Origin of the sequence: Enterobacter cloacae complex sp. SYL001 (genome assembly GCF_049237025.1) — a bacterium.
In the GTDB taxonomy this organism is placed as follows: domain Bacteria; phylum Pseudomonadota; class Gammaproteobacteria; order Enterobacterales; family Enterobacteriaceae; genus Enterobacter; species Enterobacter intestinihominis.
Map to the genome: position 1 here is coordinate 442,590 of NZ_JBMKJI010000001.1, position 17,509 is coordinate 460,098.

18 protein-coding genes are annotated in these 17,509 nt (G+C 53.7%); 9 read left to right on the top strand and 9 right to left on the bottom strand.

The features are described from left to right. Window positions 1–63: 63 nt before the first annotated feature. Window positions 64–1,719, bottom strand: a complete 1,656-nt coding sequence (locus tag ACOTZP_RS02030) for a glucan biosynthesis protein D (protein WP_032622222.1) — start codon at window positions 1,717–1,719, stop codon at window positions 64–66. A 30-nt stretch (window positions 1,720–1,749) separates the two neighbouring features. Here ACOTZP_RS02030 and ACOTZP_RS02035 point away from each other — a divergent pair, with 30 nt between their 5' ends. Next, a complete protein-coding gene (locus ACOTZP_RS02035; RefSeq protein ID WP_271074755.1) occupies window positions 1,750–1,995 on the top strand; it encodes a hypothetical protein in 246 nt (81 codons plus the stop codon). 81 nt (window positions 1,996–2,076) lie between these two features. On the opposite strand, the gene ACOTZP_RS02040 is transcribed toward ACOTZP_RS02035, so the two are convergent. Both ACOTZP_RS02040 and ACOTZP_RS02045 read right to left on the bottom strand, forming a co-directional pair. Further along, window positions 2,077–2,850 carry an ABC transporter substrate-binding protein gene (locus ACOTZP_RS02040; RefSeq protein WP_038416033.1) on the bottom strand — a complete coding sequence of 258 codons (774 nt, stop codon included), beginning with the start codon at window positions 2,848–2,850 and terminating at the stop codon, window positions 2,077–2,079. 10 nt (window positions 2,851–2,860) lie between these two features. Beyond that, window positions 2,861–4,030: a pyridoxal phosphate-dependent aminotransferase gene (locus ACOTZP_RS02045; protein WP_421633595.1), complete on the bottom strand. Its 1,170-nt coding sequence runs from the start codon at window positions 4,028–4,030 to the stop codon at window positions 2,861–2,863. Window positions 4,031–4,143: 113 nt separating this feature from the next. On the opposite strand from ACOTZP_RS02045, the gene ACOTZP_RS02050 reads away from it, so the two are divergent. After that, window positions 4,144–4,986 carry a LysR family transcriptional regulator gene (locus ACOTZP_RS02050; protein ID WP_023306170.1) on the top strand — a complete coding sequence of 281 codons (843 nt, stop codon included), beginning with the start codon at window positions 4,144–4,146 and terminating at the stop codon, window positions 4,984–4,986. Here the strand turns inward: ACOTZP_RS02050 and ACOTZP_RS02055 are convergent. Both ACOTZP_RS02055 and hglS read right to left on the bottom strand, forming a co-directional pair. After that, window positions 4,973–6,478: a carboxylesterase/lipase family protein gene (locus ACOTZP_RS02055; RefSeq protein WP_421633596.1), complete on the bottom strand. Its 1,506-nt coding sequence runs from the start codon at window positions 6,476–6,478 to the stop codon at window positions 4,973–4,975. The two genes, ACOTZP_RS02050 and ACOTZP_RS02055, sit on opposite strands and share 14 nt — an antisense overlap. A gap of 42 nt (window positions 6,479–6,520) precedes the next feature. Beyond that, a complete protein-coding gene (gene hglS / locus ACOTZP_RS02060) occupies window positions 6,521–7,864 on the bottom strand; it encodes a 2-oxoadipate dioxygenase/decarboxylase HglS (RefSeq protein ID WP_180256797.1) in 1,344 nt (447 codons plus the stop codon). Window positions 7,865–8,091: 227 nt separating this feature from the next. Between hglS and ACOTZP_RS02065 the strand changes: the two genes are divergently transcribed. Next, window positions 8,092–9,015 (top strand): LysR substrate-binding domain-containing protein, encoded by a 924-nt coding sequence (locus ACOTZP_RS02065; RefSeq protein WP_022648073.1) that lies wholly within the window; start codon window positions 8,092–8,094, stop codon window positions 9,013–9,015. A gap of 41 nt (window positions 9,016–9,056) precedes the next feature. Here the strand turns inward: ACOTZP_RS02065 and ACOTZP_RS02070 are convergent, their stop codons facing one another. The 3 genes from ACOTZP_RS02070 to ACOTZP_RS02080 form a co-directional block, all read right to left on the bottom strand. Continuing rightward, on the bottom strand, window positions 9,057–10,748 hold the full coding sequence (locus ACOTZP_RS02070) for a methyl-accepting chemotaxis protein (RefSeq protein ID WP_045308096.1): 1,692 nt from the start codon (window positions 10,746–10,748) through the stop codon (window positions 9,057–9,059). Between the two features lie 159 nt (window positions 10,749–10,907). Next, on the bottom strand, window positions 10,908–12,026 hold the full coding sequence (locus ACOTZP_RS02075; RefSeq protein ID WP_017693450.1) for an S-(hydroxymethyl)glutathione dehydrogenase/class III alcohol dehydrogenase: 1,119 nt from the start codon (window positions 12,024–12,026) through the stop codon (window positions 10,908–10,910). A gap of 32 nt (window positions 12,027–12,058) precedes the next feature. Then, window positions 12,059–12,334 carry a metal/formaldehyde-sensitive transcriptional repressor gene (locus ACOTZP_RS02080; protein WP_003857256.1) on the bottom strand — a complete coding sequence of 92 codons (276 nt, stop codon included), beginning with the start codon at window positions 12,332–12,334 and terminating at the stop codon, window positions 12,059–12,061. Between the two features lie 243 nt (window positions 12,335–12,577). On the opposite strand from ACOTZP_RS02080, the gene ACOTZP_RS02085 reads away from it, so the two are divergent. From ACOTZP_RS02085 to ACOTZP_RS02105, 5 genes are all read left to right on the top strand, one after another. Continuing rightward, the gene (locus tag ACOTZP_RS02085; protein ID WP_332975736.1) at window positions 12,578–13,240 is read left to right on the top strand and encodes a transporter; all 663 of its coding nucleotides are present in this window, start codon (window positions 12,578–12,580) and stop codon (window positions 13,238–13,240) included. 127 nt (window positions 13,241–13,367) lie between these two features. Next, on the top strand, window positions 13,368–13,640 hold the full coding sequence (locus ACOTZP_RS02090; protein WP_003857263.1) for a DUF883 family protein: 273 nt from the start codon (window positions 13,368–13,370) through the stop codon (window positions 13,638–13,640). A gap of 191 nt (window positions 13,641–13,831) precedes the next feature. Further along, on the top strand, window positions 13,832–14,071 hold the full coding sequence (gene ycgZ / locus ACOTZP_RS02095) for a regulatory protein YcgZ (protein ID WP_003857265.1): 240 nt from the start codon (window positions 13,832–13,834) through the stop codon (window positions 14,069–14,071). Between the two features lie 112 nt (window positions 14,072–14,183). Continuing rightward, window positions 14,184–14,483 carry a hypothetical protein gene (locus ACOTZP_RS02100; RefSeq protein WP_023306164.1) on the top strand — a complete coding sequence of 100 codons (300 nt, stop codon included), beginning with the start codon at window positions 14,184–14,186 and terminating at the stop codon, window positions 14,481–14,483. A 23-nt stretch (window positions 14,484–14,506) separates the two neighbouring features. Continuing rightward, window positions 14,507–14,785, top strand: coding sequence for a biofilm development regulator YmgB/AriR family protein (locus ACOTZP_RS02105; RefSeq protein ID WP_075208094.1), 279 nt, complete (start codon window positions 14,507–14,509; stop codon window positions 14,783–14,785). 85 nt (window positions 14,786–14,870) lie between these two features. On the opposite strand, the gene ACOTZP_RS02110 is transcribed toward ACOTZP_RS02105, so the two are convergent. Beyond that, window positions 14,871–16,328 (bottom strand): EAL domain-containing protein, encoded by a 1,458-nt coding sequence (locus tag ACOTZP_RS02110; protein ID WP_421633597.1) that lies wholly within the window; start codon window positions 16,326–16,328, stop codon window positions 14,871–14,873. A 287-nt stretch (window positions 16,329–16,615) separates the two neighbouring features. Between ACOTZP_RS02110 and ACOTZP_RS02115 the strand changes: the two genes are divergently transcribed. Further along, the gene (locus tag ACOTZP_RS02115; RefSeq protein WP_023300064.1) at window positions 16,616–17,500 is read left to right on the top strand and encodes a hypothetical protein; all 885 of its coding nucleotides are present in this window, start codon (window positions 16,616–16,618) and stop codon (window positions 17,498–17,500) included. Window positions 17,501–17,509 lie beyond the last annotated feature (9 nt).

Below are 17,509 nucleotides of genomic sequence, written 5' to 3' on the forward strand. Positions count from 1 at the left end.
TACAAATGCGTCCGAATCAGGCCGGGTAAGGCGAAGCCGCCACCCGGCACAAACCCATAAGGACTAACGCATGATCCGATCGTCAACGTAGTTACGTTTGTCCGGCGCGGGCGGGAAATACTGGTACAGCCAGGTCTCGCTGATGGCGTCGCCCTGACAGCGCAGGAACAGACGCATATCGACCGGCTCGGTGGAGTCAGAGGTTGGGTACCAGTCAAACAGAATGCGATACCCGTCGAACGGCTCGACGTAGAGGATCTCCACCTGCTTCGCTTCACCGCTGGACAGGGTGATCACCGGCTCAATGCCCTTCGGTGCGGCGGCCTTCAAATCGCCCCCGACGAAGTCAATGGCAAAGCGACGGGCCCACACTTTCGGGTAATTTTCACCCGGCGCCCAGCCCTCCGGGAAGCCGCCCATACCGGTACGGGTAGCGTAGACGTTTGCCAGCGGTGAACGCACCGGCGGCTGCGCGCTCCAGTAGAGACGGTATTTGAAGTCCAGTTCATCACCCGCCTGCACCGGTTTCTCCGGCTGCCAGAAGCAGACCACGTTATCGAGCGTCTCGCCGGTTGTCGGGATCTCCATCAGGGCGATGGATCCTTTACCCCAGTTGTTGCGCGGCTCGACCCACAGGCTTGGTCGCTTGTTATACCAGCCCATGACGTCCTGGTAATGGGAGAAATCACGGTCAAGCTGCAACAAACCAAAGCCTTTCGGGTTTTTATCCAGATAAGCGTTAAATTGCAGCTTTTGCGGGTTGTTCAGCGGTCGGCAGATCCACTCTCCGTTACCGCGCCACATTGCCAGGCGGTCTGAATCGTGGATCTGCGGATGAATGGTGTCGCACATGCGGCGTTCGTTGTTGCCGCAGCTGAACATGCTGGTCATCGGCGCGATGCCGAGCTGCTTGATGTCTTTGCGCGCATAGAGATGGTTTTCGACGTCCATGATCACCTGGCTCTTCTCACAGTGGATCACAAACTTATAGGCACCGGTAATGCTCGGGCTGTCCAGCAGCGCATAGACGGTAAAGGTGGTATCGCCCGGCTTAACGGTTTCAAACCAGAAGGAGGTGAAATCCGGGAACTCTTCCGGGGTGTCAGTAAAGGTATCCACCGCCAGCCCGCGTGCGGAAAGGCCGTACTGGTAGGTATCATCCACTGCGCGGAAGTAACTCGCGCCCAGGAACGAAACGATATCGCGTCGCGCCAGCTCCGGCGCTTTAAAGACGCGGAATCCGGCGAAGCCGAGGTCACTCTGACCTTCAAGCTGTTTGGTATCCACGCCCGTATCGCCGTAGCTGAACAGCTCTGGACGGAAGTGGATCTCACGCGCCTGAGAGGTGCTTTGATCCAGCGAGAACATGCGCACGCGGCGGCGGAATCCCATCCCCATATGGAAGAACTGGGCGTCCAGCTGGCGACCTTCAATGTTATTCCACAGCGACTGTTTCTCATCGTAACGGATGGCGTTGTACGCCTGCGGCGTCATGGTGGCCAGCGTTTCCGGCAGCGGACGCGGCGCACCACCCCACGGGGTTTTCGCCAGATCGTGCGCCATGGATTGCAGAACAGAGAAGTCAAAGCGACGGCTCTGACCGTCGGCAATGTCGGAGTCAGCAGCATACGCCGCCTGGGAAAACAGAGAAGCAAGGCCAGAAGTGCCGCTCAGGGCAGCCATTGCCAGGGAACCTTTGAGAAAACGTCTGCGATTCATGCCTGAGAAAACGTCCTTATGGTCGTGTGAATGAGTTTCGCGCGCAGCGAAATGACGGCAAGAAAGAACGCACAGCCTAAACAAAAACGGTTAAGAATCCAATTGTTGGCGGATGATTATCTGAACAAACCGAGAAATATTTTCTGTCGACCAGAACGGCCTGAAAGTGGTGTAAAAAACAGTAAATACACTAAATCATTCATGCTGGCTCAAGGCGGCAAGTCTGAGAATCTCCAGGAGCTTACTCAAGTAAGTGACTGGGGTGAACAGACGTAGCCAACGCAGAGGCAGCCTGAAGGATGAAGTGTATTTAAAAATGTCCCGGCTGGACATCAACAGCCGGGACCAACGAGGCGGTTATTTTACGCTGACATCGATACCCGGGAAGTACTTATCAGCCAGTTTAGCGATCGTGCCGTCGGCACGTACTTTATCAATTGCGGCATCAAGCTGCTTTTTGGTGGCCTCATCCCCCTTACGCAGCCCAAAGCCGATCCCACTGCCGAGGATGGTGTCGTCCGACACCGGTTTGCCGATAAAGCCAAACCCTTTGCCCTGCGGCTTGCTGAGGAAACCTGCCTGCCCGGCCGCTGACATGACCAGCGAGGCATCGATGCGGCCATTCAGCAGATCTCCCCAGGCCATATTCTGATCTTTATAAGACACCACGGTGACACCGTGCTTTTCCCAGTGCTCTTTGGCGTAGGTTTCCTGAATTGAACCCTGAAGAACGCCGATGGTTTTGCCCTTCAGCCCTTCCGGCGTGGCCTCTACCGCAGAACCGGCTTTGCCCACCAGCTGGGAGGGAATACGGTAGATGGGCTGGGTAAAATCAATGCTCTTACGACGCTGTTCGGTGATGTTCATCGCCGAGTTTATGGCGTCGAACTTTTTCGCCACCAGACCGGGAATCAACGCATCAAACGAGGTTTCTACCCAGCTGCACTTCAGCGCGGCGGCTTTACAGATGGCATTTCCCAGTTCTACGTCAAATCCTTCCAGCTCCCCTGAGGCATTGCGGCTTTCAAACGGCGGATATTCCGCTTCCAGCCCGTATCGCAACTCGGTAGCAGCAAACGACGAGAATGAACACAGCAGTCCTATGCCGACAACTAACGCGCGTAATTTCATCTCAAATTCCTTAACGTGGTGTAACCCGACAAAGGGCCTGGGCACCTGCCCGTAACGTCGCCTCATCTTTCGCAAAAGAGAGACGGATCAGTTTATTGTCCGTGCCATCGGCATAAAACGCTGACAGCGGAATGGTGGCAACCCCGTACTCGACAATCAGCCTTTTCACCATCTCGCTGTCGCGCTCGTCGCTAAAGCCGCTGTAATCCGCAAGCAGGAAAAACGAACCGGCACTCGGAAGCAGCCTGAACGGTGAGTCGGCGAGCAAACTTTGCAGCAGATCGCGCTTGCGCTGATAAAACGCCGCCAGCGACAGCCAGGTTTGCGGATCGGTCATGTGTTCGGCAAACGCGTACTGCATCGGCGTATCGGCCGAGAACATTAAAAATTGATGGACCTTACATATTTCATCCATCAGCTCCGCGGGCGCCACACAATAACCCACGCGCCAGCCGGTGACGTGATAGGTTTTTCCGAAAGAAGAAATAATCACGCTGCGCTCCGCCAGTTGCGGGTGCGTTGCCATCCCGTGATGCGGTTCGCCATCAAAAACGACGTGCTCGTACACTTCGTCAGACAAAATGATGATGTCGGTGTGGCGCGTCAGCGCTGCCAGCTGGTGCAGATCGGCGGCTGAAAACACCTGTCCGCTCGGGTTGTGCGGCGTATTGACGATGATCATCCGCGTGCGTGGGGTAATAGCCGCGCGTACTTCCTCCCAGTTCACGGCAAAATCCGGTACCGTCAGCTTAATAGCGATCGGCGTCGCCCCCTGCAGACGGACAATCGGCGCATAGCTGTCAAAGGAGGGCTCGAAATAGATCACCTCATCGCCAGGATGAACCAGCCCGCTGATGGCTGAGTAAAGCCCTTCGCTGGCGCTGGCGGTCACCAGTACCTCACTCGCCGGGTCATAGCGGGTGCCATAGAGCGTGGCAATTTTGTCCGCGATGCGCTCTCTGAGCGGTTGCAGCCCGGTCATGGAGGCATACTGGTTATGCCCTGACTCCATGGCGCGAGTGACACCGGAGATAAGTTTTGGGTCGCAGGAAAAATTCGGCGCACCCTGAGAAAGGTTGATGGCGTTATGCCGGGCTGAAAGCTGGCCGATAACGGTAAAAATGGTGGTTCCTACATCGGGCAATTTAGAGCGGGTCTGCACCGGCGTTTTCAAAGTCATCCTCTGTCCCTTCTCGTGGTGAATGCATAACTATTCAAACAATAACTTGATTGCCGGGACAATCGAATTGTTGTCATAATAGCCATGACAAAAACGCATAGCTAAGGTGAGATATGTCGCGTCGTTCATTTCCGCTTAATGCCGTAGAGACGTTTATCGTGACCGCGCGTCACCTGAATCTTACCCATGCCGCGAAGGAGCTTTGTCTGACGCAGGGGGCGGTAAGCCGCAAAATTGCCTCGCTGGAAAGCTGGTTCGGCTTCCCGCTGTTCGAACGCCATGCTCGCGGCCTGCGTCTTTCTTCACAGGGAAGCGCCCTGCTGCCGGAACTGCAATCTGCGTTTGAGCACCTGCTTAACGTTGCTGAACAGGCGCGGACGCACCAGACCGTAATTCGACTGAAAGCGCCTACCTGCGCGATGCGCTGGCTGGTACCGCGTCTGTTACAGGTCGAGCGCGAACAGCCGGAACTCCAGATTGCGCTGACCACTACCACCGATCATAACGTCAATTTCAAAACCGAATCCTATGACGCGGCGATTGTGTTTGGAACGCACATGAGCGCCGGCGATCTGCTGTTCGAAGAGGCCTTAACCCCGGTGATGAGCCCGCTGCGGGCCGGTTCTGCGCTGGAAACACTCACCTTCCTTCACCCCACGCGGGACAAAACGGACTGGACGCTGTGGCTGGCGAAACAGCCGCGTCCGGCGCCAGCTATGCTCAAAAATCAACACTTTGAAACCATGGATCTGGCCATTACCGCCGCCATTCAGGGGCTGGGCATCGCCATTGCGGATGAAACGCTGGTGGAGGAGGACGTGCGCGCCGGACGGCTGATACGGCCTTATGATACGAGCATAAAGACGGGGGCGAGCTACCGGCTGGTGTTACGCGACGCACCCGACCCGGAGAACGGGCTGGATGCGTTTCGTGCCTGTCTGCTCAGTCGAGGCTGACGTGGTGTTTCATTACCCGTTTGAAGAGGCTCATACGGGCACGCATAAAACGGTTTTCAAGCCGAAAACCTGCATGTTTATTCACACCGATGCGTAACAACACGTCCCGCCCTTTCCGGCAGGCGGGCCAGCGCGTGGGCCCCACCAGGCTATCGCGTGCTCCCGCATCCCGGGCGAAGCTCACCCAGTAGTCCGCCACCTGAGCGGCGAAGGCCAGATCGCGTTCATTTACATACTGCCGCGAGGGTTCCACCTGCCCAAGGGTATCGAACACGTAGGGCACTTCGTTACCGTGCCAGGCGCCGTTGGTATACGTCGCGTGCTCCGCTTCGGCCACATAATTAAACCAGTATCGCCAGCACAGGCCGCCTGCCCGCTGCTGCGCCTGCATCACCACGTATCCCATGGTGGTAAAGGCCATGTCGCGGCAAACCTGCCTGCCGAGTTCCTCATCGCCCTTCACGCCCGGATAAAGCAGCTTGATCAGCCCCAGGCCAAAGCGCCGCTCGCGACGGAGCTTCTGGATCTGCCCGGCAAGATCGACCCCGAACACCGACATCACGCTGGCTTCGTCGCTGTTTGACCCAATCATCACCGGTACTGAATGCTGACGGGCAGCGAAAAAGACATCGAGCATGGCCTCAGGCAAAACGCAGTCACCCACGATGGGCGCAGGGGCGATATTCAGTGGCGAGGTCAGCGGCCAGAACGCCTCAGGCGGGATCGCGCGAAGCTGTTCCGCGGTGGCATTTTGCAGGCCAAAATGGGCAGCAATCGCTTCGCCTTTATGCATGGCCTGCTCGCGCGGGGTGTCGGGCAGCGTGTACCCGCTTTGCACAATGGCTTTATGGAACAGTCCTCCCGCAAGCGGAGAAGCCATCAGCGACAGCACGCTGCGCGCACCGGCCGACTCGCCAAATACGGTGATGTTCTCAGGATCGCCGCCGAACGCGGCAATGTTATCGCGCACCCATTCCAGGGCCTGGATCTGATCGAGCAGCGCAAAGTTATGCACCACGCGTTCTTCTTCCCCCTCCAGCGCCGGGTGGGCAAAAAAGCCGAGGTGGCCGAGACGGTAATTAATTGTCACCACCACCGTGCCGCGCTTCGCCAGCGCCCTGCCGTTATACGGAGGCAGACCGCCAGCGCCGAGGGTAAATCCTCCGCCGTGCAGCCAGACCATCACCGGAAGCGGATCGGCGCGTACGACTGGCGACCAGATGTTAAGGTACAGGCAGTCTTCAGAGAACTGGCCAGGATCGCCGCCGCCCAGCTCCTGACAGCTTTCGCTGCTCTGCCAGCTGGAGGCGGAGAACGCCGTCGCCGGACGCACGCCATCCCAGCGTGCAGGGGGGCGTGGGGAGCGCCAGCGCCACGGGCCAACCGGCGGTGCCGCATAAGGAATGCCACACCACACATGGGTATCGCCTTCAGTAGAACCAATTAGTGCGCCCTGGCGCGTTTCAACCACAGGGGCGGAGGGATTTTCCATACCAACCTTCTTTTTCCATCACACCCCTGCAGAGTAACGGTTTCAGAGCAAACCGCAACGCTGTTTGCTGCGCGCTTCCGCCTCCTCGTAAAGCGTAAACTCGTCGTACACCGCACAGCCGAGCGCGGCTTCGAAGGCATTGCGGCTGGCATTGCCGTGGCTGCGCGCCTGCGTTTCATTGCCAAGATTCGACTGGAAAATCCCCGCCGCGCTGACGGGCAGAAAATCCTCATAGGTGATCGGCTGCGCCACAACCCAGCCGCGTTCGATCAGCGGCTGCGGATCGTCGCCGGGACGAAACGCGTGGCGATGCGCCTCACCTGTCGGAGTCAGACGGTAGCGGAAATAAGCCAGCCCCTGACGGCGCAGGAACATTTCGCTGTCCGGGAAGGTGCTGAAGATCTCGCGCAGGTGAAGCTGATGGGTCAGGTTGTCTTTGCCGGTCCCGGCCTGATTTAACAGACGGTCGTACAGCTCGCGTCCTTTCGGCGTAAGGGCCACGCCCCGCTGCTCAATCTCACCGAAACGCGCGGTATGCGTACCCTTGTGTTCTCCCGCGAAAAGCACCGGCTCTTCCAGCGCCTTAAAGCTGGTCTGGCGCAGGAGGATCGGCACCTCGCGGCGCGGCGGGCCTTCAATCAGGATTTTCGGCTCAATGCCGTACTTCGGCATCAGCTCCTGTACCCGGTCGATATCCAGCGTACGCGGCGTGAGATGGTTGATATGGCACCCCGGGAAACAGACCACGTCGGCTATCAGGCGATGTTCGTTGCTAAGCGCCAGATAGGTTTCCTGATCGACCGTCGCATGGCGATGCCAGCGGAAGGTTTCTAAGGCTTCATGCACAAATTCGCGTGCCTGTGCCTCGGTAAAGTGTCCCTGCGCATCATGCAGGTCGATCAGGTCCAGGCAGCGCGGCGTAAAGATGTTGCGCCGGGAGAGGATCTCTGCCGCCCTTTCGCGCAGCGCAACGTTTTCAATCAGCTCCAGGCGCAGCAGCGAGGTAAAAATGCGAAACGGATTACGGCAGAGCGCCGCATCGTCAGTCGGACGAAACGCCGTCGAGTGGATGGGCACGCCCGCCTGGGAGAGATCGTAGTAGCTGACCGGGTACATGCCCATAATGGCGAAGATCCGGCGCAGGGTGGAAAGCTCCTGCGCGGTGCCAACGCGGATCGCACCGTGACGTTCAACATTCAGGCGCGCCAGTTCGTCTGCATTTGCCAGTTGTTCATGTAAAAGTGGGTTATTTTCCAGAACCGCCAGGTTAACGTCCGCCACCAGTTCCAGCAAGGTGCCGTACTGCGGAACTTCCTGCTGGTACATCGCCGACATAGCCTGCGAAAAGTGTTCCCGAATATCATCAGCCGTGATGGTGTTCGCCATGATGTCATGCCTCCAGTGAATACTACCTGGAGTGTAGAGAAGCCCGTTCTTTTCGTTGGGAAGAATTTACAAATTGTGATCCAGGCAGACGAGTGGTCAAAGCATGGGCGTTTTCGAAAAACAGTTGTAACTCAAACAGATCAAATGTTAAAAATATTTTGCTATCAGGTTATCAAATTCAAACAACTTAACTTGTCACCCGCGTCGCTCTGTTTTTAACATCGCCTATGGAAAAAAATGGTCTGTTCAGTCAGCGCATACGCTTGCGCCATTTGCATACATTTGTGGCCGTCGCTCAACAGGGAACGCTGGGGCGAGCGGCTGAAACCCTTAACCTTAGTCAGCCTGCACTATCCAAAACGCTGAACGAACTGGAACAGCTTACCGGAACCCGTCTGTTCGACCGCGGCCGTCTGGGCGCTCAGCTTACGCTCGTAGGCGAACAGTTCCTGACGCATGCCGTTAAAGTTCTTGATGCCCTCAATACCGCCGGTCAGGCCTTAAACCGTAAAGAAGAGCAGGCCAGCGACATCGTGCGCGTGGGGGCACTGCCAACGGCGGCGCTGGGCATATTGCCTGCAGCGATCGGCCAGTTCCACCGCCAGCAAAAGCACGCCACGCTTCAGGTCGCGACCATGAATAACACCATGCTGCTGGCGGGCCTGAAGTCAGGGGAGCTCGATCTGGGCATTGGCCGGATGTCCGATCCGGAACTGATGAGCGGCCTGAATTACGAGCTGCTGTTCCTGGAATCACTGAAGCTGGTCGTGCGTCCGAATCATCCCCTGCTGCAGGATACCGTCACCTTAAGCCGCGTAATGGAGTGGCCGGTGGTAGTCTCCCCGAAAGGAACGGTTCCGCGTCAGAATGCGGAAGCGTTGCTGCAAATGCAGGGCTGCACGCTGCCTTCAGGGTGTATTGAAACGCTCTCGGCGTCTCTTTCGCGCCAGCTGACGGTGGATTATGACTACGTGTGGTTTGTGCCGTCCGGCGCGGTGAAGGACGATCTGCGACGCGGCGTGCTCACCGCGCTGCCGGTAACCTCACCCGGCGCAGGAGAACCCATTGGGATCCTGACGCGGGTAGATGCCCCGCTCTCTGAAGGCGCCCAAACGCTGTTAAGCGCCATTCGTAAGTCAATGCCTCTCTGATCCTAAACGCAGAACCCGCCGCGAGGGCGGGTCTGTCTTACTCAGAACGTTTCCCAGTTATCACCTGAGACGGCCGCCGCCGGGGTTAAAGGCGCGGGTTTTGCTGCGGTTGCGGCGGCTGTAGTCCGTCCTGCGCGCGCCCCGTTGAGACGAAACGCGCCAACGGCTTCCGTCAGACGCGCGCCCTGCTCTTCCAGCGAGGCCGCCGCCGCAGAGGCTTCTTCCACCAGCGAGGCATTCTGCTGCGTCACCTTATCCATCTCGGAAATCGCCTGGCTCACCTGAACAATGCCGCGGCTCTGCTCATCAGACGCGGCCGCAATCTCCAGCATAATATCGGTGACGCGTTTAACCGCCTCGACGATCTCATTCATGGTATTGCCCGCCGCAACCACCTCCCCGGAACCCTGATCGATAAGCGACACCGATTCATTAATCAGGCTTTCAATCTCTTTCGCCGCGTTCGCGCTGCGGCTTGCCAGGGTGCGGACTTCACTCGCCACGACCGCAAAGCCGCGTCCTTGTTCACCCGCACGCGCCGCCTCAACCGCCGCATTGAGCGCGAGAATATTGGTCTGGAACGCGATGCTGTTAATCACGGCGGTAATTTCAGAGATCTTCTTCGAGCTGGTGGAAATATTACCCATGGTTTTCACCACGCCGGAGACCATCTGCCCCCCGCGGCTGGCCTTACCGGAGGCATCTTCTGCAAGTTTACTTGCATGATGCGCGTTATCGGCGTTTTGCTTCACCGTCGCGGTGAGCTGCTCCATGCTGGCCGCCGTCTGTTCGATGGCCGCCGCCTGCTGTTCGGTTCGGGATGAGAGATCGGTATTACCCGCGGAGATCTCACTGGTTCCCCGGTAGATCTCCTCCGCCCCCTGCCGCACTGTGCCCACGGTTGTCACCAGCGCGTGCTGCATTGTTTGCAGATCGCGCGTCAGGCGGCCAATTTCGCTGCGCCCGGTCGGTTCGTCCGGCATGGTCAAATCGCCTTTCGCGATATTTTCGATACGCGTAGCGGCTCGCTGAAGCGGGTTTATCACCGTACGGCGCAGCACCACAAAGGTGATCACCGCCAGCGCCAGCGCCAGGCCAAACGCGCCGAACATAAACATCAGCCCCAGCCGGGTGCGGGTGTGAGCCTGCGCCGTTAGTGCGTTGGCGCGTTCGGTGCGAATTTTTATCGCCTTCAGCAGCACCGCGTTATAGGCATCGTCCAGCGGACGCGCGGTCTCATTTTCATGGTTGATAATGGCTTCAAACATGCCGTTTTTGGCATATTTCAGCATCGGCTGCATACCGGCGATGTAGGCGTCATAGCGGGCTTTCAGATCGCCATCCAGCGCTTCATCAGCCTGAGTGCGAACGGTGCGCTTCATATAGGCGGCAAATCCATCCTGCGACTGCCTGATGCGGGTCTCAGCCTCAGCGATGTTTTGCTTCATCGCCTCCATCTCCGCGATGCGGCTCGCCGCCCCCGCGTGGATCATGTTGATACGGGCGGTGCGTAAATGGTTGGAACTGTTTGACAGACCGGTGCGCACCTGGATTTCTGCTGTGACATCCTGCTGATCGTTATCGGCCTGGAGCAGGAAATAGCCTGCCAGACCCGAGCTCAAGGCAAACAGGAGAATAATGCCACCGAGAATGGAGGAAAACAGCGGAACCAGCCGGATGTGATGCAAGAAACTCAGCTTGTGCTGCGCCTGCATCGATGTTGTGTTGTCCATGACCGTCGACTCTCTTATAGGTAAGATGCGTAAAAACACGCCTGTAAAAGAGTCATCGGCACAGCGGGGAATTAGATTACGCCTAAAAGCGCCAGACAGGTCACACTTTAGAGAAGATCAGGGAAGAAATGCCAGCGGGAAAAACCGCTGGCAGAATAATCAGTTGTCGCCGAAATGGATGACGGTACGAATGGATTTTCCTTCGTGCATCAGATCGAAAGCTTCGTTGATCTGCTCCAGCGGCAGGCGGTGCGTAATGAACGGGTCGAGCTGAATTTTGCCGACCATCGCATCTTCAACCATGCCCGGCAGCTGTGTACGGCCTTTCACGCCGCCAAATGCCGACCCGCGCCATACGCGCCCTGTCACCAGCTGGAAGGGACGGGTTTTAATCTCCTGACCCGCGCCGGCCACACCGATAATGATGCTCTCACCCCAGCCTTTGTGGCAGCACTCCAGCGCTGAGCGCATCACGTTGACGTTGCCGATACATTCGAAGCTGAAGTCCACGCCGCCGTCGGTCAGCTCAACGATCACGTCCTGAACCGGTTTGTCGTAGTCTTTCGGGTTGATGAAGTCGGTCGCACCCATCTCACCTGCGAGCTTAAATTTCTCCGGGTTGGTATCCACAGCAATGATACGCCCAGCTTTCGCCTGTACCGCGCCCTGGATGACCGCCAGACCGATCCCGCCCAGGCCGAACACCGCCACGGTGTCACCCTCTTTCACTTTCGCCGTGTTATGCACCGCGCCGATACCGGTGGTGACACCGCAGCCGAGCAGACAGACTTTATCCAGCGGGGCCTGCGGGTTAACTTTCGCCAGTGAGATCTCGGCGCACACCGTGTATTCGCTGAAGGTGCTGGTCCCCATGTAGTGATAGATTGGCTCGCCGTTATAGGAGAAGCGGGTTGTGCCGTCCGGCATAAGCCCCTTGCCCTGCGTGGCGCGCACGGCCTGACAGAGGTTAGTTTTGCCGGATTTGCAGAACTTACACTCGCCGCACTCTGCGGTGTAGAGCGGGATCACATGGTCGCCGGGCTTCAGGCTGGTAACGCCTTCACCCACTTCCACCACTACACCGCCCCCTTCGTGGCCGAGCACCGCCGGGAATACGCCTTCCGGATCGTCACCGGACAGGGTAAACGCATCGGTATGGCAGACGCCGGTGTGAGTAATTTTGATCAGCACTTCGCCTTTCTTCGGCGGAGCAACATCAATTTCAACGATTTTCAGCGGCTGGCCTGGGCCGAACGCGACAGCTGCGCGAGATTTCATGATGTCTTTCCCTTGTTGTGAGGTGTGTGGGTTTATTTTAGATAAGAGCGCAGCAAATGGCCGACTTCCGCCATCCGCACTGCCCGCTGATCCGGGGTGGTCTCCCCCGTCACCAGCTCATCTTTGAGGTGAATTTCAACCATTTCACCCATCAGGCCATTGGCAGCACCGCGCACGGCGGCAATTTGCTGCAGAATGGCGAGACAGGGATCGCCCGACTCCAGGGCGCGTTCAAGGGCATCAACCTGGCCTCGAATGCGGCGGACGCGGGTCAGAATACGTTTTTTATCTTCGGGTGAATGCGGCATACGCCCTCCTGATACTATAGGGGGGTATGGTACCTCGTATGTTATTGCCCTGTAAACCACAAGATAGAGACGCTGCAATGAGCACATCGCCGGCAAGGAACAAAAGATATTTAGGGTTTATTCTGGCCGCTACGAATCCTATTTAGCTCGTAATGTTAAAATTCCGCACTTATATGGCACGATGTGAACAGAAATAACATTCTCGTCACCTAACATACTGCTACAAACAAAATGGTGGTGTTAATGATTGTACTAAAGAGCTTTTTATTCTTTGTTGGCGCGGCGGTCGCATGCGCGCTTATTATTCTTTGTCTTTGGGTTGATATGCGGTTTGTCGGCCATGATATTCCGGAATTATCACTGACCGAAATCATGCAGGAAACGGTATTAGCGACTATCGTGTTTCTCCATTTTCGTCTGGCGAAAATGGATGAATCCATGCGTTACTGTAATATACTGGTTGGCGGTTTTTTCCTGACGATGTTAATTCGTGAACTGGACGCGCTTTTTGACCTCATTTCTCATGGGAGTTGGGTGTGGTTCGCGCTGATTACCGCTCTGCTGGCTATAATTCGCCCCGTTATGCATTTTCGCACTACCCTGGAACAGCTGGCAAAATACACGCAATCCCCCTGGTACGGTATTCTGTTGAGCGGCCTGCTGGCTGTACTGGTCTTCTCCCGTCTCTTTGGAATGCAGGTGCTGTGGCACGCCATTCTGGAGCATGGCTATATGCGTGTCATGAAAAACGCCGTGGAGGAAGGTTCGGAATCGTTCGGCTATATGCTGTGCCTGGCCGCATCCCTTGGCTATTACATTACCTTTCGCGCTAACGCACGAGAAATAGTCTCTTCCCGCTACGTAGACAGAGACGGCGAGGGAAATATTTATCCACTCCATCCTTAGGGCGTTATGGTGGACATGTAAGAAAGACATATCCTAAAAAGAGGTAATCAGGCGTCGATTTTAGCGAATTCTCTCTCACTCTTGCCATCAGCGTCTATCCTTAGACTATCAACAAAAGGAGGCTGGAATGTCTGATTTCGACACTGATAAAAATGCACAATACGCTGGCGATAAAGCCAAAAACAAACTTGATGAATTATCCGGCTCTGCACAGCAGCAGTTTGGTGAATTCGTTGATTCCCCTAAACATCAGGTGAAAGGTGCAGCGAAAAAATATGCAGCCCAGGCCAGTGATGCCGTCTCGGATGTTACTGAAGCCGTCAGAAATAACCCGTTAACGGGCTTAATCGCTGCGGGTGCGGTAGGCATCGTTCTGGGACTTCTGCTGGGACGGAAATAATTTCAGGCCCTCCGGGGCCTTTTCTTTTCCCCACGTTTTTCTCCCTCTCTTCCCCCCTAATTTTGATAGTTCTTCTGACAAATCCCCGAACTGCACGAAAAACTTGTACAATTTAGATGTACAGATTTGACCGGATAGTATAAATTCGATGCCAGTGATGTTACAAAATTGTTTGTCAACGGTGGAAAATTATGCGTCGCAACCATGCTCCCTCTACAGCAGAAAGCGCTATAACCTTGTATTTTAACAAGGATAATGTCCCAACACAGCAGGAAACCCTTGGTGCCATCGTCAGCGAGATCATCAAAGAAAATGTACAACTGAGCAGAATGACAATTTGTACAAAGCTGTTGCGCAGAATTGAAGAATCAACCTCTGACGTTGAGAAAGCGCACTATAACGGTTTGATAGCCCTCTTCTTCGAGCGTTAACCTGAACACTGTTTTTAACTTACTAAGTTAGTCATGCCGAGTGAGAATAGAGCATCTGGATGCGATGACTAACCCCATGCTACAGCCGCGTGTAGCAGAGTGAGATTAAGCTATGCATAGAACTAAATTTGAACGACTTAAGGATGACCTTATCGGTGAGGCCGTATTATCCATACTGAAAGAGAACGGACCTATTACCTTTGCGTCTCTTGCTAATCGCCTGCTGGCGATGGCTAACGTTGAATCAAATGATGAGCGTAAAAATGCATTGATTGCCGCTGAAGATGAAGTGCGCCAGCGTGTAACCGGCGTATCGCACGACCGGGGAAGAGTGATGGGCGATTATGAAATTGGCCGCATGCGCTCTCTCTTTACTCACAACACGCTTCTGAGCCCAAATAAGAAACACTAATTTTAACCGAGACGGTGACCACCATGAGTAAAGCGACTATGCACCAGACGTATAATTTTGAAGCCCTGCACGATAAAGGACTGGCGGAACACTTTCTTAATGCTGGAAAGCATCTCAGTGGTGAAGTTGAAGTGTTAGGCTCGGCAATACGCTGTATTATGCTGACCGGTGACAACCTTTCGAATAAAGAGATCATCCTGCAACTGATTCACGCCCTTGAAATTACCGAGGAGCCTGAAGCCTGCGATGTCATTCGCAACACACTTGAAATTGTTGTCGGCTTTACGCGTGATGATATCTGAGAATACACTATTGCGACGGTGATTGAGTGTTTTTTACTGGTGGTCGAATACTGTAGTCTGTCGTACCACCAGCATAGTGAAGCCGTTAACTAAATAGCCGTACCATTCGATCCAACTCTTCTTCTTTAACCGCGTGGGAAAGATAATAACCCTGGAATCGCTTAACCCCTAACGCGACAAGTTTTTCAAATTTTTCTTCGCTATCGACGCCTTCCGCAACGCATTCGGTCCCCGTCATGTCGCTGTAAACCTGTATCGCTTTAATAATGCTATAGTCTTTGTCGTTAGCCACAAAGTGCTCAACAATATCGCGATCAAGCTTTAGTCCATCAACATTAATCAGTCTGATGGGCAACATAGCATGATATTTTGAAAAACAGTCATCCAGAAAAAGCCGACATCCCTCGGCGCGTAAACGCTGGAGTGTTTCGGGAATATTTTTATCCTTTGTTACGTCAATCGTTTCAGCTAGTTCAAAGACTAGTTTCCCGGCCCACTGCGGTTTGAGTAACATTTCGACGGCCTTTTTGGCCATCCCCGGCAGCGCGTTTCCCGAAGCAAGTTGAGGAGGAATGTTAACTGAAAAATAATATTTTCCATTGTATTTATTGATACCTGATACGGCCGCATGGATGACTAACGCCGTTAGCTTGAGCCATATTTCACTATTTTTTATCCCTCCCAGAAAATAGGCTGGCTTCAGGATCTCACCTTTTTTATGCCAGCGCAGCAGGATTTCAAATCCAACTCCTTCTTTATCACTATCAGTGATAATTTGATAAGCCGCAAAGATTTCCCGTTTATGTAACGCTTGTAATATATCTATTTCCGTTTCCGAAAACACTTTTGTTTTATTTTTTACTGCACAAACCTCATCTCTGAAAACGCGAGAGTCGCTAAACCATACTCTGATAATATATAATTTACCCAAACCCACCTTGCGATGGGTATAAATAGTTTTATCTGACAGCCCTAACCTCTTACTCTGCTCTTTTATGGAAATACCCCGATAGAAATTCAGTAGCACGGTTAACTCGCGATGTGTTAACCCATGCAAATTTTCTTTACCCTCCTTGTCCGGTACGTTACGCAACAAGCGTGAAGGGCCAGCACGCTCATCTGTCTCATTTTTTACAAAGCCCATTATTTCTGTAATATTCTCTACCCTGATCGTGGAAAGCTTTTTTGTATTATTAACGAGACTTCTCAACGTTGCATTAAGCCATCGCTCAGGTAGTGCACCATACAGGGTGACCCTGCAAATCACTGGCAGTGCATTCAGAACGGATACCAAGCGCTTCAGGCTTTCAAGAAAAGTAGCAACGTCACGACCAAGGAAAACCGAAACCTCGGGCGATTGATTTTCCATCATTTTTTCAACGTCAACGGAACATATTTCATCCTCTTCAAAATGGAGTCGCGTGGCGTGTACGCCTCGAGATTTCAGAAGCAGGCTATACCCTTCAAAGGTGAAACCGCAGGCTGAAATAACAAACCGTTGCTTGTAGCAAGTACCTTGCACAGAAGGTAAATTTTGAGACATAACCTGCTCCTGAGAATACAAACATCATTCCCATATGTAATTAAAGCCAATATTCCTTGTCGCATTGAATAATTTTACCGCACCCCATTTGGTTAATAAACCGTTATCAATGTTATGCACATGAACATCTTTGCGTTAATCAACCGACTCATCCATATGCAGCATAAATATCATTTTCTTTTCATATAACAACAGTAACCAGGACTTTCTCAAGGTATAATGAAAATTCCGAAAAAGAAGTCCGGACACTTCTTCTCATCGGCTCAGACAAAAAAAGAGAAAATGCTATGGATAATCACATCTCATCCAGAGCTTTGCTACATCGACGGGATGTCATTAAAAACAACCCGCGATTTAGTGAAGCTATAATAGAACACTACAGAATCAATGACGCCATTTATAAAAAACAACCCCTGTTCTACAAAACGATGCTTCAGGAATCACGGTTCAATATAATACTCTCAATATGTTGTTTTGTTTTTGGCAATCAGGCTGAGTCGGTCTCGGAGATTAAGGCACTGTGCTCACGCTATAATATCGCCAGCCCTAACAGCGTTATTGCGATCATCACCATACTTAAAACCACCGGGCGAATTAAGACCTGGCGCTGTACCGAAGATCGGCGAAAAACAAAAATCGCGCCTACGGAAAAAGGACTGGATGAGCTTAAACGCTATATGTCCGGGGCGTTCACGCCTGTTAGCATTCTTTATCCGACATTCAACATTAATGTTAATCTTCTGGACAATGACACACTCAGGCACAACTTTTTCCGGCGCGCCGCAGAATACCTTTTCCGCGGATTAACATTCAGTAAAGTACTTCCGGAGGTGGGTTTATTTATTGATAAGGATGGTGGCCGAATGATTATGCTCTATCTCTATTTGCAGGCCATTAAAAACAAAACAGCATACGGTGCCATAATAGCGTATTCAGCCAGCACACTTGCAAAAGAATTTTTCGTCTCGCGTATTCACGTCAACCGCATTATCAAATCGGCACAGGAGGCAGGTTATCTTAAAGATCGCGGCGATGGCCGGATGTCCATTTACCCGGCATTTATCGAACTTGTCGAAAATTATGCCGGTTTATATTTTGCCTATGTCACACATTACATCAATGTGGTGCCAAAAGAACGACGCCATGCTGTCAACATGACGTCTACACTCTGATCTGACGGG

Bases quoted from the DNA above. Each gene is read 5' to 3' on its own strand.
- ACOTZP_RS02030 (WP_032622222.1), bottom strand. From the start codon at position 1,719: ATGAATCGCAGACGTTTTCTCAAAGGTTCCCTGGCAATGGCTGCCCTG.
- ACOTZP_RS02035 (WP_271074755.1), top strand. From the start codon at position 1,750: ATGAGTTTCGCGCGCAGCGAAATGACGGCAAGAAAGAACGCACAGCCT.
- ACOTZP_RS02040 (WP_038416033.1), bottom strand. From the start codon at position 2,850: ATGAAATTACGCGCGTTAGTTGTCGGCATAGGACTGCTGTGTTCATTC.
- ACOTZP_RS02045 (WP_421633595.1), bottom strand. From the start codon at position 4,030: ATGACTTTGAAAACGCCGGTGCAGACCCGCTCTAAATTGCCCGATGTA.
- ACOTZP_RS02050 (WP_023306170.1), top strand. From the start codon at position 4,144: ATGTCGCGTCGTTCATTTCCGCTTAATGCCGTAGAGACGTTTATCGTG.
- ACOTZP_RS02055 (WP_421633596.1), bottom strand. From the start codon at position 6,478: ATGGAAAATCCCTCCGCCCCTGTGGTTGAAACGCGCCAGGGCGCACTA.
- hglS (WP_180256797.1), bottom strand. From the start codon at position 7,864: ATGGCGAACACCATCACGGCTGATGATATTCGGGAACACTTTTCGCAG.
- ACOTZP_RS02065 (WP_022648073.1), top strand. From the start codon at position 8,092: ATGGAAAAAAATGGTCTGTTCAGTCAGCGCATACGCTTGCGCCATTTG.
- ACOTZP_RS02070 (WP_045308096.1), bottom strand. From the start codon at position 10,748: ATGGACAACACAACATCGATGCAGGCGCAGCACAAGCTGAGTTTCTTG.
- ACOTZP_RS02075 (WP_017693450.1), bottom strand. From the start codon at position 12,026: ATGAAATCTCGCGCAGCTGTCGCGTTCGGCCCAGGCCAGCCGCTGAAA.
- ACOTZP_RS02080 (WP_003857256.1), bottom strand. From the start codon at position 12,334: ATGCCGCATTCACCCGAAGATAAAAAACGTATTCTGACCCGCGTCCGC.
- ACOTZP_RS02085 (WP_332975736.1), top strand. From the start codon at position 12,578: ATGATTGTACTAAAGAGCTTTTTATTCTTTGTTGGCGCGGCGGTCGCA.
- ACOTZP_RS02090 (WP_003857263.1), top strand. From the start codon at position 13,368: ATGTCTGATTTCGACACTGATAAAAATGCACAATACGCTGGCGATAAA.
- ycgZ (WP_003857265.1), top strand. From the start codon at position 13,832: ATGCGTCGCAACCATGCTCCCTCTACAGCAGAAAGCGCTATAACCTTG.
- ACOTZP_RS02100 (WP_023306164.1), top strand. From the start codon at position 14,184: ATGCATAGAACTAAATTTGAACGACTTAAGGATGACCTTATCGGTGAG.
- ACOTZP_RS02105 (WP_075208094.1), top strand. From the start codon at position 14,507: ATGAGTAAAGCGACTATGCACCAGACGTATAATTTTGAAGCCCTGCAC.
- ACOTZP_RS02110 (WP_421633597.1), bottom strand. From the start codon at position 16,328: ATGTCTCAAAATTTACCTTCTGTGCAAGGTACTTGCTACAAGCAACGG.
- ACOTZP_RS02115 (WP_023300064.1), top strand. From the start codon at position 16,616: ATGGATAATCACATCTCATCCAGAGCTTTGCTACATCGACGGGATGTC.